Source organism: Nocardioides sp. Z30_9 (assembly GCF_058215735.1).
This window is the reverse complement of record NZ_JBZAJF010000001.1, coordinates 2042178-2057188: the sequence shown is the minus strand read 5'-3', so window position 1 is coordinate 2057188 and position 15011 is coordinate 2042178. Positions and strand designations below refer to the sequence as shown.

Here is a 15011-nt window from a genome sequence, read left to right as displayed (position 1 = left end):
AGCGTCCTCGCCGAAGGGGGCCACGAGGGACACGTCCCCGTGGTGGATCCCGGTTCGGCGGGGTCGCTGGGACTTCCGCTGGTGCTCGTCATCGCCCTGCCGGCGATCGGCGCTGCCGTGCTGCTCCTGGGCGGTCGTCGTACCGACCGCTTCGGGCACCTGCTCGGCACGGCCACCGTCATCGGCTCGTTCGTGTGCTCGCTGGTGCTGTTCTTCGGCATCCTGGGCCGTGACGCCGCCGAGCGGCAGATCAGCCTGAACCTGTGGACCTGGTTCGAGACCGGCAACTGGACGGTCGAGCTCGGGCTGCTCTACGACCCGCTGTCGGCGCTGTTCCTGCTGCTGATCACCGGGGTGGGGGCGCTGATCCACGTCTACTCGATCGGCTACATGGAGCACGACCCGCGTCGTCGCCGCTTCTTCGCCTACCTGAACCTCTTCGTCGCCGCGATGCTGGTGCTGGTGCTCTCCTCCGACTACGTCGGGCTGTTCCTCGGCTGGGAGGGCGTCGGCCTGGCGTCGTACCTGCTGATCGGCTTCTGGCAGCACAAGCCCACCGCCGCAGCCGCCGCCAAGAAGGCGTTCGTGATCAACCGGATCGGCGACATCGGGCTCTCGCTCGGCATCGGCCTGATCCTGGTCACCTTCGGCACCACCTCCTTCGAGAAGGTCAGCGGGCTCACCGAGGGCGCCACGCAGGGCGTGATGACCGCGATCGGCCTGCTGCTCCTGCTTGCCGCCTGCGGCAAGTCCGCGCAGTTCCCGCTGCAGAGCTGGCTGCTGGACGCGATGGAGGGCCCGACCCCGGTCTCGGCCCTGATCCACGCGGCCACCATGGTCACCGCCGGCGTCTACCTGATCGTGCGCTCGCAGTTCATCTTCGAGTACACCCCCGACGCCCGGCTCGCCGTGGCGATCATCGGCACGATCACGCTGCTGATGGGCGCCTGGATCGGTTGCGCGAAGGACGACATCAAGAAGGTGCTCGCCGGCTCCACGATGAGCCAGATCGGCTACATGGTGCTGGCCTCCGGGCTCGGCGTCGCCGGCTACGCGTTCGCGATCTTCCACCTGATCACCCACGGCTTCTTCAAGGCGAACATGTTCCTGGGTGCCGGTTCGGTGATGCACGGGACCAACGACGACGTGGACATGCGGCACTACGGCGCACTGCGCAAGGCGATGCCGGTCACGTTCGCCACGTTCGCGATGGGCTACCTCGCGATCATCGGGTTTCCCGGCTTCTCCGGCTTCTGGTCCAAGGACAAGATCATCGAGACGGCCCTGGCCCAGAACCCGGTGCTCGGTATCTGCGCGCTGCTCGGCGCTGGTGTCACCGGCTTCTACATGACCCGGCTGATGCTGATGACCTTCTTCACCGACAAGCGCTGGGAGCCCGAGGTGCACCCGCACGAGTCGCCCAAGGTGATGACCGTGCCGCTGATCGTCCTCGCCGCGCTGTCGGTGCTGGGCGGGTTCCTGCTGCTGAACGACTGGATCCTGAAGTTCCTCGCACCGGTCACCGGTGCGACCCCCCACGAGGAGCCCCCGCTGCCCGCGATCGTCATCACCATCCTCATCGTGGCGGTCGTCGCCGCAGGTGTCGCCCTGGCCTGGTTCCTGGTGGGCAAGCGTGACGTGCCCCGCGAGGCTCCCGAGAAGGTCTCCGTGCTCACCCGGGCCGGACGCAACGACCTCTACGGCGACGCGTTCAACGACCTCGTGGTCGTCAACCCGGGCAAGAGCTTCACCCAGGGGCTGGCCACCTTCGACCGGAACACCGTCGACGGAGGGGTCGAGGGCACCGCGCGCGCCCTCGGTGGGCTCTCCACCCTGATGCGGCTCGGACAGAACGGCTTCGTCCGCTCCTACGCGCTGTCGCTGCTCGCCGGCGCCGTCCTGGTCCTTCTCGCGCTCGTGGTGGTGAACCTCGCATGAACTACCCCTGGCTGACTTTCCTCCTCCTGCTGCCCATCATCGGGTCGCTGGTGCTGCTGTTCATGCCCGCACGCCCGGGATCGGCTGCGATCAAGCAGGTCGCGATCGGGTTCTCCGTGCTCACCCTCGCGCTGGGCATCGCCCTGGCCCTGGGGTACGACGCCGGTGACGGCTTCCAGTACACCGAGCAGGTCACCTGGATCGGGCTCTTCGGCGCCCACTACGCGCTGGGGCTCGACGGCCTGGGCTTGATCCTGGTGCTGCTCACGGTGATCCTCACCCCGATCGTGATGCTGGCCTCGTGGCACGACGCCGACCAGGGTCGCTGGGGCGCCAAGGGCTTCTTCGCCTGGGTGCTCGCCCTCGAGGGCCTCTCCATCGGCGTCTTCGCGGCCACCGACGTGTTCTTGTTCTACGTGTTGTTCGAGGCCACGCTGATCCCGGTCTACTTCCTGATCGCCGGGTACGGCGGTGCCAACCGGGTCCGCGCAGCGGTGAAGTTCCTGCTGTTCTCGCTGGCCGGCGGGCTGATCATGCTGCCCGCGGTGATCGGCCTCTACGTCGAGTCCTCGAAGACGGCAGGCGGTCCGTCGTACCTCATCTCGGACCTGGCCGACATCGACTTCGGCACCTCGGTCGGGCGCTGGATGTTCGTCGGCTTCTTCATCGCGTTCGCGATCAAGGCCCCGATGTTCCCGGTGCACACCTGGCTGCCCGACACGGCCGAGAACGCCACCCCCGGCACCTCGGTGCTGCTGGTCAGCGTGCTGGACAAGATCGGCACCTTCGGGATGATCCGGTTCTGCCTCGAGCTGTTCCCCGAGGCGTCGCGCTGGGCCACCCCGGTGGTCGTGGTGCTGGCGATCATCAGCATCCTGTACGGCGCGTTCATGGCCATCGGCTCGGACAACATCATGCGGCTGATCGCGTTCACGTCGGTCTCGCACTTCGGCTTCATCGTGCTGGGCATCTTCGTGATGAACAGCCAGGGCCTCGCCGGCGCCAACCTCTACATGTTCAACCACGGTCTCTCGACCGCGGCGCTGTTCCTGGTCGCCGGCTTCATGATCTCCAGGCGCGGCTCCGCGCTGATCAGCGACTACGGCGGGGTCGAGAAGGTCGCCCCGGTGCTCGCGGGCCTGTTCCTGGTGGCGGGGCTCTCGTCCCTGTCCCTGCCGGGCATGTCGCCGTTCGTCTCGGAGCTGCTGGTGCTCGTGGGCGCGTTCGTCTACTCCCCGTGGGTGGCGGCGTTCGCCGTGCCCGCGATCGTGCTGGCCGCGATCTACATCCTGTGGACCTACCAGCGCACGATGACCGGCCCCGTCCGTGAGGGCATCGCGGGGATGACGGACCTCAACGTGCGCGAGGTGTCCTCGCTGGCGCCGCTGGTGCTGCTGATCATCGTGCTCGGGTTCTTCCCCAAGCCGCTGCTCGACGTGATCAACCCGGCCGTCGAGCACACCATGTCCGAGGTCGGCCTGCAGGACCCGCAGCCGCGGGTGAGTGAAGGGGAGGCGGCGAAGTGAACGGCTTCGAAGCTCCGAAAATCGAGTACCTCACCGTCTCGCCGATCCTGATCGTCTTCGGGATCGCCGTGATCGGCGTACTCATCGAGGCCTTCGTCCCGCGCGGCCGCCGGTACCTGCTGCAGGTCCTCGTCGCCTTGGTCGGGCTGGTCGCCGCGATCACCACCACCGTGATCGTGTTCGCCCGGCTCGACCCCGGCGCGGACACCCCCAAGAGCGGCAAGGTCGTCGCGATGGGGGCCCTGGCCGCTGACGGCCCGGCGCTGTTCTGCTGGTTGCTCGTCCTGGTGCTGGCCCTGCTCAGCGTGCTGCTGTTCGCGGAGCGGCGGCTCGAGGGCGGCGTCACCGCCTTCGCCGGACAGGCTGCTGCGCTGCCGGGCACCGATGCCGAGCGCGAGGCGTCGACCAAGGGTCTCGAGCACACCGAGGTCTTCCCGCTGCTGATGTTCTCGGTCGCCGGCATGCTGATGTTCCCTGCGGCCAACGACCTGCTCACGATGTTCGTGGCGCTCGAGGTCCTCTCCCTGCCGCTGTACCTGCTGTGCGGGCTGGCGCGTCGTCGTCGCCTGCTGAGCCAGGAAGCGGCGATGAAGTACTTCCTGCTCGGTGCGTTCAGCTCGGGCTTCTTCGTCTACGGCATCGCCCTGGTCTACGGGTACGCCGGGTCGATGGGCTTCGCGGAGATCACCGAGGCCGTCTCCGGCGACACCGGCAGCGCCGGACTGCTCCTCGGTGGCATCGCGCTGATGGCCGTGGGCCTGCTGTTCAAGGTCGGCGCGGTCCCGTTCCACGCCTGGACCCCGGACGTCTACCAGGGCGCCCCCACCGCCGTGACCGCGTTCATGGCGGCCGCGACCAAGGTGGCTGCCTTCGGTGCCCTGCTGCGGCTGTTCTACGTCGCCTTCGGTGCCAACCGGGTGGACTGGCTCCCGATGGTGTGGGTGATCGCGATCCTGACGATGGTCGTCGGCTCGGTGCTGGCGCTCACGCAGACCGACATCAAGCGACTGCTGGCCTACTCCTCGATCGCGCACGCCGGGTTCATCCTCACCGGCTTCCTGGGCATCCGCTCCCTCGACGTGGTCGAGCCGGGCAGCCTGACCGGCGTCTCGGCGGTGCTGTTCTACCTGACCACCTACGCCTTCACCACGCTGGCCGCGTTCGCGCTGGTCACCGTCGTCCGCGACGGTGGCGGGGAGGCCACCGGTCTCGCCCGCTGGCAGGGACTGGGCAAGGAGTCGCCCCTCGTGGCGGGCCTGTTCGCCTTCCTGCTGCTCGCGATGGCGGGCATCCCGCTGACCAGCGGGTTCACCGGCAAGTGGGCCGTGTTCGCCGCGGCAGTGGCGGCGGGCGCCTGGCCCGTGGTGATCGTGGCGGTGATCGCGTCCGCCGTGGCGGCGTACTTCTACGTGAAGGTCATCGTGATGATGTTCTTCGCCGAGCCGGTCGGGGAGGGGCCCAGCGTCACCACCCCGAGCGTGCTCACCGGGACCGTGATCGCCGTCGGTGTCGCGATGACCTTGCTCCTCGGGCTCGTCCCGGGTGCCCTGCTCGACATGCTCGGGCGCGTGGGAGTATTCATCCGGTGAGCATCACCGCACGATCCCACCGGGGCTCCCAGTGAGCACGTCCCTGGCCCTCCCCATCGTCGATCCGGCACTCGAGGCACGGCTGCGGGCGCGGATGGAGGAGGTGGAGGAAGCCCTCGTCGGCCATGTCAGGAGCGAGGCGCCGTTCGTCACCGAGGCCGCCCGGCACCTGATGAGCGCCGGGGGCAAGCGGTTCCGTCCCCTGCTCGTGCTGCTGGCCGCCGAGACCGGCGACCCGGACGCCGACGGTGTGCTGACTGCCGCGTGCGTCGTCGAGCTGACCCACCTCGCCTCGCTCTACCACGACGACGTGATGGACGAGGCCGACCTGCGCCGGGGGGCGGCCTCGGCCAACGCCCGCTGGGACAACCACGTCGCGATCCTCACCGGCGACTTCCTGTTCGCGCGGGCCTCCGAGCTGACCGCTGACCTCGGGGCGGAGGCGGTCCGGGTCCAGGCCCAGACCTTCGGCCGCCTGGTCGAGGGACAGATCCTGGAGACCCTCGGCCCCACGGCCGAGCAGGACCCGCTGGAGCACTACCTGCGGGTGGTGGCCGGCAAGACCGGTTCCCTGATCGCGACCTCCGCCCGCTACGGCGCCCGGTTCTCCGGGGCCCCGTTGGAGGTCGAGGAGGCGCTCACGGCGTACGGCGAGAAGGTCGGCGTCGCCTTCCAGCTCTCCGACGACATCCTCGACGTCGGATCGGACTCCGAGGACTCCGGCAAGACCCCCGGCACCGACCTGCGTGAAGGCGTGCCCACCCTGCCGGTGCTGATCGCCAAGCGCTCGCAGGACCCGACCGACGCCCGGCTGCTGGAGCTGCTCGACGCCGACCTCTCCGACGACACGCTGCACGCGGAGGCGCTGGCGCTGCTGCGCGCCCACCCGGCCATGCGTGAGGCCCAGGCCTACGTCGTCGAGCTGGCCGCGCAGGCCAAGGACCTGCTCAAGGTCCTGCCCGAGGGTGCCATCCGGACAGCTCTCGAGGGCTTCGCGGACGCGGTCGCGCTCCGCACCAGCTGACCCGCCGTGTGTCCGGGGTGAAATGTCCGCTGCGACCGGTGGATGTGGATAGGGTGCGTTTCCCGATCACGTGAATCCAGCAGCGTGTCCGAGAGAAAGTACTGATGTCGATGTCTGCGAACACACCACCGCCCGGCGGCGGATACGGCGACTACGGGTCGGCGGCCCCGCCGCCCCCGCCGCCCGGCTACGGCGGTGGCTACGGGGGCACCCCGCCCCCGAACTACCTGGTCTGGTCGATCCTGAGCACGCTGTTCTGCTGCCTGCCGCTCGGTATCGCCGCGATCGTGTTCTCGGCCCAGGTGAACAGCAAGTTCACCGCCGGTGACGTCGCCGGAGCCCAGGCCGCCTCGAAGAAGGCCAAGACCTTCGCCCTGTGGGCCACGGTCATCGGCGCGATCTTCGTGCTGCTCTACATCGTGCTGATCGCTGTCGGCGCAGTGTCGATGGACACCACCACCGCGCCGTAGCCCGACGTGGCTCTCGCGCAACGCCCCGCACCTGTCGGCAGCAGCCGGCGGGGCGGGGCGTTGGCGATCGCGGCGGTGACCCTCGGTGGCCTCGCTGCCGGCGTGACGCTGTTCGTGGTGGACCCCAACGAGCCCGGCCACTACCCGACCTGTCCGTTCCTGGCCGCCACCGGCCTGTACTGCCCCGGCTGCGGTGCCCTGCGCGCCACCCACGACCTGCTGCACGGCGACCTGGTGGGCGCACTGGCCCGCAACCCCCTCGCGGTGCTGGCGGTGCCCTACCTCGCGCTCGCGTTCCTCACCTGGGTGCTCCGAGTCGCCGGCCTTCCCGCCCCTCGGTCCACCTCCCTGCCGCCCTGGACGATCTGGACCCTCCTCGCCCTGGTGCTCGCCTTCGGCGTACTGCGCAATCTTCCCGGCTGGACCTGGCTCTCCCCGGCCTGAGGGCGTGACCGGGTCAGAGGGCGGCTGCCTCCGCGGCGAGGCGGAGCTGGATGGACCGGTTGCGGATCGCCTCGACGGTGAAGATGGCCAGGGCGACCCAGACCAGGGAGAAGCCGATCCACTTCACCGGGCTCATCACCTCGTGGAAGACCAGCAGGCCGAGGGCGAACTGGATGGTCGGGGCGAGGTACTGCAGCAGGCCGATCGTGGTCATCGAGACCCGGATCGCGGCGGCGCCGAAGCAGATCAGCGGCACCGCGGTGACCAGGCCGGTGGAGACCATCAGGAGCTCGTGGGAGAGGCCGTGGGCGCCGAAGTTGGCGGACCCCTGGGACCACAGCCAGACCAGGTAGCCCAGCGCGACCGGGGTGAGCACCAACGTCTCGAAGGTGAGGCTCTCCACCGCCTCGAGGTTGGCCTTCTTCTTGACCAGCCCGTAGGTCCCGAACGAGCACGCCAGCATGAACGCGATCCACGGCGGGTGGCCGTAGTCGACGGTCAGCACGACGACCGCCAGCGTGGCTATCCCGATCGCCACCCACTGCGGCGGGCGCAGGCGCTCCTTGAGGACGAGGACGCCGAGCAGGACGGTGACCAGCGGGTTGATGAAGTAGCCCAGGGAGACCTCGACGACCCTGTCCTGGTTCACGCCGTAGATGAAGCCACCCCAGTTGATCGCGATCACGACCGCGGCGACGCTCAGCATCGCGACCAGCCGCGGGCTGCGCGCGATGGCCCGCAGCTGGGAGGTACGCCGCAGGGCGAACGTGAGCCCGAGCAGCACCAGCAGCGACCACACGATCCGGTGCGCGAGGATCTCCACGGGGCCCGCGGGCTCGAGCAGCCCCCAGTAGAGCGGGAAGACGCCCCACATCGTGTACGCCGCAGCGCCGAGCAGGAAGCCACGACGTTGCTCTGTCACCTCCGGAGCCTAACGGCCCGGGAACGGGGTCAGACCACGGTCCAGGTGTCGCTGCCGCTGATCAGCCGGCCCAGCGCCTGCCGCGGGTCGTCCTGAGCGGACGAGGCGGTGGCGATCTGCTGCCGCGCCTGGTCGTCGTACGTCGGCCGCTCGACCTGGCGGAAGATGCCGATCGGGGACTGGTGCAGCACGCCCGCGTCGGTCAGCCGCGACAGCGCGAACGCGGTCGTCGGGTCGTCGGCGTGGGCGTCGTGGACGAGCAGGTCGGCCTCGTCGGTCGTGGCCAGGTCGACCACCTCGACACCACCGGTCGCGGACCGGGCGATCCCCTTGCTGGGGTTGCCGTGCTCGTCCTGAAGACCGAACCGGATCGGCTCACCCTGGACGAGCGGGATGATCGCGTCGGCCTTGGTGTCGGGGTTCTTGATCGCGTCGAAGGCGCCGTCGTTGAAGATCGGGCAGTTCTGGTAGATCTCCACGAGCGAGGTGCCGCGGTGGGCGGCGGCGGCCGCGAGCACCGAGGTGAGGTGCTTGCGGTCGGAGTCGATCGTGCGCGCCACGAAGGTCCCCTCGGCGCCGAGCGCCAGCGACACCGGGTTGAACGGGTGGTCGACCGATCCGGCCGGCGTGGACTTGGTGACCTTGCCGGGCTCGGAGGTGGGGGAGTACTGCCCCTTGGTGAGGCCGTAGATGCGGTTGTTGAACAGCAGGATCGTCATGTTCACGTTGCGGCGCATCGCGTGGATCAGGTGGTTGCCGCCGATGGAGAGCGCGTCGCCGTCGCCGGTGACGACCCACACCGAGAGGTCCTCGCGCGCGGTGGCGATGCCGGTGGCGATCGCGGGGGCACGCCCGTGGATGGAGTGCATCCCGTAGGTCTCGAGGTAGTACGGGAAGCGCGAGGAGCAGCCGATGCCGGAGACGAACACGATGTTCTCGCGGAGCAGGCCGAGGTCGGGCAGGAAGGACTGCACGGCCTTGAGCACGGCGTAGTCGCCGCAGCCGGGGCACCAGCGCACCTCCTGGTCGGAGGTGAAGTCCTTGCCGGTCTGCTTGAGGTCGGTCGTGGGAACGCCCTTGAGGCCGGGGAAGGGCAGCGGCTGGGTGGCGGTCATCGCGCGGACTCCTGGGAGGTCGTGGTTTCGACAGGCTCAACCGACGACGACGGCTCGACCGACGAGGACGAGTCGGTGGTCTCGATCAGGTCGGTGATCGCCTCGGCGAGCTCGGCGGCCTTGAGCGGCAGGCCGCGTACGTGGTTGTAGCCGACCACGTCGACGAGGTACTTCGCCCGGATCAGCAAGGAGAGCTGGCCGAGGTTCATCTCGGGGATCATCACGGCGTCGTACCGCTTGAGGATCTCGCCGAGGTCGTTGGGGAACGGGTTCAGGTGGCGCAGGTGGACCTGGGCGACGTCCATGCCGGCCTTGCGGACCCGGCGGCAGGCCGCGCCGATCGGGCCGTACGTCGAACCCCAGCCCATCACGAGGACCTTGGCCCGACCCGACGGGTCGTCGACCTCCAGCGGGGGCAGCGAGTCGGCGATCCGGTTGGTCTTGGCCTGCCGGATCCGGACCATGTAGTCGTGGTTGCCCGGGTCGTAGGAGATGTTGCCGTGCCCGTCGCCCTTCTCCAGCCCGCCGATGCGGTGCTCGAGGCCAGCGGTACCCGGGATGGCCCACGGGCGCGCGAGGGTCTCCTCGTCGCGCAGGTAGGGCCAGAAGTCGGCGACCGGGTCGCCGTTCTTGTCGGTGGACTCGTGGTTGGGTCCGGTCGCGAAGCCGGGGTCGATCACCGGCAGGTCGTCGATCTCCGGGATCGCCCAGGGCTCGGAGCCGTTGGCCAGCATGCCGTCGGAGAGCAGCATCACCGGCGTGCGGTAGGTGACTGCGATCCGCACCGCCTCCACCGCCGCGGTGAAGCAGTCACCGGGGGACTGCGGGGCCACGATCGGCACCGGCGACTCGCCGTTGCGCCCGAACATGGCCTGCAGCAGGTCGGCCTGCTCGGTCTTGGTGGGAAGCCCGGTGGAGGGGCCGCCGCGCTGGACGTCGATGATCACCAGCGGCAGCTCGGTCATCACGGCGAGCCCGATGGTCTCCGACTTCAGCGCGATGCCGGGGCCGGACGTGCTGGTGACCCCGAGGTGGCCGGCGAACGAGGCGCCGAGCGCCGCGCCGACGCCGGCGATCTCGTCCTCGGCCTGGAAGGTGGTGATCCCGAACCGCTTGTGCTTGCTCAGCTCGTGCAGCACGTCGGAGGCCGGGGTGATCGGGTAGGTGCCCAGGAAGATCGGCAGCCCCGACTGGACCGATCCGGCCACCAGGCCGTAGGCGAGCGCCAGGTTGCCGGTGATGTTGCGGTAGACCCCGGCCGACATCGGCGCGGGCTTGATCTCGTACTGGACCGCGAACGCCTCGGTGGTCTCACCGAAGTTCCAGCCGGCCTTGAACGCGGTGATGTTCGCGTCGCGGATGTCGGGGGCCTTGGCGAACCGCTTGGTGAGGAACTCGGTCGTCGTCTCGGTCGGGCGGCCGTACATCCACGACAGCAGCCCGAGGGCGAACATGTTCTTCGCGCGGGCGGCGTCCTTGCGGGAGAGGCCGAACTCCTTGACCGCGGCGACCGTCATGCCGGTGAGGTCCACGACGTTGAGCGCGTAGTCGCTCAGGGAGTCGTCCTCGAGCGGGTTGCCGGCGTACCCGGCCTTGATCAGGTTGCGCCCGCTGAAGTCGTGGCTGTCCACGATGATCGAGGTGCCCGGCTTCATGTCGGGCAGGTTGGCCTTCAGGGCCGCCGGGTTCATCGCGACCAGCACGTCGGGGGAGTCGCCCGGGGTGAGGATGTCGTGGTCGGCGAAGTGCACCTGGAACGAGGACACGCCAGGCAGCGTGCCCTGGGGCGCACGGATCTCGGCGGGGAAGTTCGGCAGGGTCTGGAGGTCGTTGCCGAAGGCAGCGGACTCCTGGGTGAAACGGTCCCCCGTGAGCTGCATGCCGTCGCCGGAGTCCCCGGCAAACCGGATGATCACGCGGTCGAGCTGCTTGACCTGCTTGGTCACCTTGGGTGTCCTTCTTTCTGAGGCGAATCGCGGCGCACAGAAGTGCCCCGCGTTCCTATGGTACGGGGAGATCCTACGCCTAGAACTAGAACAGGTTCTAATCCGCAGGGGCCGCCGGTACGGCGCGATGCCCGCCTGGGCAACGGTAATCGGCCCGCGCGCACCCTCGACGCCCGTCTCTGCTGCCAAGACGGGGTTGCACAGGTCTGGACCACGTGCTGCGGCGCGCCGTCCCAATAGACGGGCACTTCACTAAAATGTAGTAACTTACAGCAGTATTGCTCCTCCGCACCGAGTCGAGTCCTCGACGTTCCCCCCGAAAGGTCCACCCATGGCCCGCACGTCACGCTTCCGTCTGCTCAGCGCAGCCACGCTCTCCCTGGCCCTGCTCGCCACCGCCGCGTGCGGTGGCTCTGACAGCGGCGGTGAGGGCGGCACCCAGCTGAGCCTGGTCGGCTTCGCCGTTCCCGAGGCCGCGAACAAGACCATCGAGGCCGCCTGGGCGAAGACCGACGAGGGCAAGGGCGTCACCTGGAAGTCCTCCTACGGCCCCTCCGGCGACCAGAGCCGATCAGTGGAGAACGGGCTGGATGCCGACTACGTGCACTTCTCGCTCGAGGGCGACGTCACCCGGCTCGTGGACGCCGGCCTCGTCGCGAAGGACTGGAATGCCGGCGAGAACAAGGGAATCGTCTCCCAGTCCACGGTCGTGCTGGTCGTCCGCAAGGGCAACCCGAAGAACATCAAGAGCTGGGCCGACATCGTCAAGCCGGGTGTCGGGATCATCACCCCCAACCCGGGCTCCTCGGGATCCGCGCGCTGGAACATCCTCGCCGCCTGGGGCAGCGTGATCGCCAACGGCGGCACCGAGGCCGACGCGAAGGCCTACCTGACCAAGTTCTTCGGCAACACCGTCGCGCTGCCGGGCGGCGGCCGGGACGCCACCACCGCCTTCACCTCCGGCAACGGCGACGTCCTCATCTCCTACGAGAACGAGGCCATCCTGGCCCGCCAGAACGGCGAGGACTTCGACTACGTCGTGCCCGAGGAGACCCTGCTCATCGAGAACCCCGGCGCCGTGCTGAAGGACGCCGACCCCAAGGCCAAGAAGTGGCTCGAGTTCGTGCTGACCGACGAGGCCCAGGCGCTCTTCGGCAAGTCCGGCTTCCGGCCGCTCTCGGGCGACGACGTCGACTACGAGGTCGAGGGCGCCAACGACCCGGCCAAGCCGTTCCCGGCCCCGGCGAAGCTGCTCACCATCGAGAAGGACTTCGGGGGCTGGTCGGAGGCAAACACGAAGTTCTTCGACGAGAAGGACGGCATCGTGACCAAGATCCAGGCTGAGACCGGGAAGCAGTGACAACTGTCCTCACCGCTCCTGACGGCCCGACCACGCGCAAGCGCTGGTCGGGCCGTCCGGGGTCGCTCACCACCGGGGCGGGCATCGGTCTCGGGGTCGCGGTCATGTGGCTGAGCCTGCTCGTCCTGATCCCCCTCGCCGCCATCGTCGGCACCACCGTCTCCGGCGGGTGGGAGAACTTCGTCGACGTCATCGCCAGCCAGCAGACCCGCTCCGCGATCACCCTGACGGTGGTCCAGGCGACCCTGGTGACCCTGGTGAACGTGGTGATGGGAACCCTGATCGCGTGGGTGCTGGTCCGGGACCGGTTCTGGGGCAAGTCGATCCTCAACGTGGTCATCGACATCCCGTTCGCCCTGCCCACGATCGTCGCCGGCCTGGTGCTGCTCTCCCTCTACGGTCCGCAGAGCCCGCTGGGCGTGGACGTGGCCAACACCCGCAAGGCCGTCTACCTGGCGCTCGCGTTCGTGACGCTGCCGTTCATCGTGCGCACGGTGCAGCCGGTTCTCGAGGAGCTCTCCGCCGAGGTCGAGGAGGCCGCAGCCTCGCTGGGAGCCAGCCAGCTGACCACGTTCCGCCGGGTGATCCTGCCCGCGCTGGTGCCCGCGATCTTCGCGGGCGCGGCGCTGTCCTTCGCGCGCGGGATCAGCGAGTACGGCTCCCTGGTGCTGCTCAGCGGGAACCTGCCGTTCCGTACCGAGGTCGTCTCGGTGCGCGTGCTCAGCTACATCGAGAACGGCAACACCGCCGCCGCCGCGGCGGTGGCCACGGTGATGCTGGTGATCGCCCTGCTGGTGATCGTCGTGCTCGACATCGTCCAGCGGAGGGTGGCCCGTCGTGGTTAGGCCCCCCGTGGTGATCAAGTGGCTGCTGCGCCTGGTCGCCGTCGCCTACCTGTTCCTGCTGGTCGCCTGGCCGGTCTCGCTGGTGGTCAGGAACACCTTCGCCGACGGCCTCACCAGCCTCAGGGAGGCGTTCGCGGACCCCGTGGTGACCGACGCCCTCCAGCTGACCGGGATCGTCGCCTTCTGGGCGGTCGCGATCAACCTGGTCTTCGGCGTCACCATCTCGATCCTGCTCGTGCGCTACGAGTTCCCCGGCAAGCGGGCGCTCTCGGCGCTGGTCGACCTGCCGCTCTCGGTGTCCCCGGTCGTCGTCGGGCTGGCCCTGTTGCTGGTCTACAAGCGGGACGGGACCCTGGGTGGGCCGCTGCAGGACCTCGGCATCCAGATCATCTTCTCCACGCCGGGCATCGTGATGGCCACGGTGTTCGTGGCGCTGCCACTGGTGATCCGTGAGGTCGTCCCGGTGCTGGAGGAGATCGGTGACGAGCAGGAGCAGGCTGCCCGCAGCCTGGGCGCCAACGCCGTCCAGACCTTCCGCAGGATCACCCTGCCCAGCATCCGCTGGGCCGTCATCTACGGCGTGGTGCTGGCCCTGGCGCGTTCACTGGGTGAGTTCGGGGCCGTCAAGGTGGTCTCGGGCAACGTCGTGCAGCAGACCCAGACCGCGACCCTCGTGGTCGAGCAGCAGTACCAGAACTTCCAGCAGGACTCGGCGTACGCCGTGGCCTTCCTGCTCGCGGCCGTCTCGGTGATCTGCATCGTGGTCGTGGCCGTCCTCCGCCCCAAGGAGCAACACTGATGAGCATCGAAGTCAAGGGACTCAGCAAGCGGTTCGGGGACTTCGTCGCCCTCGACAACGTCTCCGTGAGCATCCCCACCGGCCAGCTGACCGCACTGCTGGGGCCGTCCGGTGGCGGCAAGTCCACCCTGCTGCGGATCATCGCCGGCCTGGACTCCGCCGACGAGGGCACGGTCGAGATCGAGGGGACCGAGGCCACCCGGCTGCCACCGCAGAAACGCAACGTGGGCTTCGTCTTCCAGCACTACGCGGTGTTCAAGCACATGACCGTCGCCAAGAACGTCGCGTTCGGGCTCGAGATCCGCAAGCGACCCAAGGACGAGGTGAAGCGACGGGTCGAGGAGCTGCTCGAGCTGGTGCACCTCTCCCAGTTCGCGCACCGGCTCCCCTCGCAGCTCTCCGGCGGGCAGCGACAGCGGATGGCGCTCGCGCGTGCGCTGGCGGTGGAGCCGACGGTGCTGCTCCTCGACGAGCCGTTCGGGGCCCTGGACGCCAAGGTCCGCAAGGAGCTGCGCGACTGGCTGCGGCGGCTGCACGACGAGGTGCACGTGACCACGGTCTTCGTGACCCACGACCAGGAGGAGGCCCTCGAGGTCGCCGACGAGATCGTGGTGATCAACGAGGGCCGCATCGAGCAGATCGGCACGCCCGACCAGCTCTACGACGAGCCCGCCAACGACTTCGTGATGGGCTTCCTCGGCGAGGTCACCCAGCTCGGGGACGTCATCCTGCGGCCGCACGACATCCGGGTCGAGGTCTCGCCGTTCGCCGGCGGCATCGCCGGCAAGGTGACGCGGGTGCTGCGGATCGGCTTCGAGGTCCGGGTGACCGTGGAGGTCGAGGGCGCCAAGGACGTCATCGTGGTGATGACCCGCGCCCATGCCCGGTCCCTGGAGCTCGACCACGGCTCGGCCGTCTGGCTGGCGCCCGAGGGCGGCGCGACCACCACGGCCGCCAAGGGCCCGCTGGTGGACCAGGTGCTGGGAGCCGGCCTGGCCTGAGCGGGTCCGGGTCTAGGCTCGGTGGAGCTTCA

13 protein-coding genes are annotated in these 15011 nt (G+C 69.0%); 10 read left to right on the top strand and 3 right to left on the bottom strand.

Annotation, left to right across the window (positions count from 1 at the left end):
- Nucleotides 1–39: 39 nt before the first annotated feature.
- The 6 genes from nuoL to AC4BGB_RS09970 all read left to right on the top strand — a co-directional run bounded on the left by nuoL (nt 40) and on the right by AC4BGB_RS09970 (nt 6991).
- Nucleotides 40–1938 (top strand): NADH-quinone oxidoreductase subunit L, encoded by a 1899-nt coding sequence (nuoL, locus tag AC4BGB_RS09995; protein WP_490546807.1) that lies wholly within the window; start codon nt 40–42, stop codon nt 1936–1938.
- The gene (locus AC4BGB_RS09990; RefSeq protein WP_490546626.1) at nt 1935–3464 is read left to right on the top strand and encodes an NADH-quinone oxidoreductase subunit M; all 1530 of its coding nucleotides are present in this window, start codon (nt 1935–1937) and stop codon (nt 3462–3464) included. Before nuoL ends, AC4BGB_RS09990 begins: the two co-directional genes overlap by 4 nt.
- Nucleotides 3461–5053 (top strand): NADH-quinone oxidoreductase subunit NuoN, encoded by a 1593-nt coding sequence (gene nuoN, locus AC4BGB_RS09985; protein WP_490546625.1) that lies wholly within the window; start codon nt 3461–3463, stop codon nt 5051–5053. Before AC4BGB_RS09990 ends, nuoN begins: the two co-directional genes overlap by 4 nt.
- 31 nt (nt 5054–5084) lie before the next feature.
- A complete protein-coding gene (locus tag AC4BGB_RS09980; protein WP_490546624.1) occupies nt 5085–6077 on the top strand; it encodes a polyprenyl synthetase family protein in 993 nt (330 codons plus the stop codon).
- Nucleotides 6078–6181: 104 nt separating this feature from the next.
- The gene (locus AC4BGB_RS09975; protein WP_490546623.1) at nt 6182–6547 is read left to right on the top strand and encodes a CD225/dispanin family protein; all 366 of its coding nucleotides are present in this window, start codon (nt 6182–6184) and stop codon (nt 6545–6547) included.
- A 60-nt stretch (nt 6548–6607) separates the two neighbouring features.
- Nucleotides 6608–6991: a DUF2752 domain-containing protein gene (locus AC4BGB_RS09970; RefSeq protein ID WP_490546622.1), complete on the top strand. Its 384-nt coding sequence runs from the start codon at nt 6608–6610 to the stop codon at nt 6989–6991.
- A gap of 13 nt (nt 6992–7004) precedes the next feature.
- Here the strand turns inward: AC4BGB_RS09970 and rarD are convergent, their stop codons facing one another.
- From rarD to AC4BGB_RS09955, 3 genes are read right to left on the bottom strand one after another with little or no spacing between them, the layout of a single operon-like run.
- Nucleotides 7005–7913 carry an EamA family transporter RarD gene (gene rarD, locus AC4BGB_RS09965; protein ID WP_490546621.1) on the bottom strand — a complete coding sequence of 303 codons (909 nt, stop codon included), beginning with the start codon at nt 7911–7913 and terminating at the stop codon, nt 7005–7007.
- A 29-nt stretch (nt 7914–7942) separates the two neighbouring features.
- Nucleotides 7943–9028, bottom strand: a complete 1086-nt coding sequence (locus tag AC4BGB_RS09960; RefSeq protein ID WP_490546620.1) for a 2-oxoacid:ferredoxin oxidoreductase subunit beta — start codon at nt 9026–9028, stop codon at nt 7943–7945.
- On the bottom strand, nt 9025–10974 hold the full coding sequence (locus AC4BGB_RS09955) for a 2-oxoacid:acceptor oxidoreductase subunit alpha (RefSeq protein WP_490546619.1): 1950 nt from the start codon (nt 10972–10974) through the stop codon (nt 9025–9027). Before AC4BGB_RS09955 ends, AC4BGB_RS09960 begins: the two co-directional genes overlap by 4 nt.
- 331 nt (nt 10975–11305) lie before the next feature.
- On the opposite strand from AC4BGB_RS09955, the gene AC4BGB_RS09950 reads away from it, so the two are divergent.
- From AC4BGB_RS09950 to AC4BGB_RS09935, 4 genes are read left to right on the top strand one after another with little or no spacing between them, the layout of a single operon-like run.
- Nucleotides 11306–12334: a sulfate ABC transporter substrate-binding protein gene (locus tag AC4BGB_RS09950; RefSeq protein WP_490546618.1), complete on the top strand. Its 1029-nt coding sequence runs from the start codon at nt 11306–11308 to the stop codon at nt 12332–12334.
- Entirely contained in the window at nt 12331–13179 is an 849-nt protein-coding gene (cysT, locus tag AC4BGB_RS09945) for a sulfate ABC transporter permease subunit CysT (RefSeq protein ID WP_490546617.1), read from the top strand. The genes AC4BGB_RS09950 and cysT overlap by 4 nt, the downstream gene beginning before the upstream one ends.
- The gene (locus AC4BGB_RS09940; protein WP_490546616.1) at nt 13172–13978 is read left to right on the top strand and encodes a sulfate ABC transporter permease; all 807 of its coding nucleotides are present in this window, start codon (nt 13172–13174) and stop codon (nt 13976–13978) included. Before cysT ends, AC4BGB_RS09940 begins: the two co-directional genes overlap by 8 nt.
- Nucleotides 13978–14979, top strand: a complete 1002-nt coding sequence (locus AC4BGB_RS09935) for a sulfate/molybdate ABC transporter ATP-binding protein (protein ID WP_490546615.1) — start codon at nt 13978–13980, stop codon at nt 14977–14979. The genes AC4BGB_RS09940 and AC4BGB_RS09935 overlap by 1 nt, the downstream gene beginning before the upstream one ends.
- Nucleotides 14980–15011: the final 32 nt, after the last annotated feature.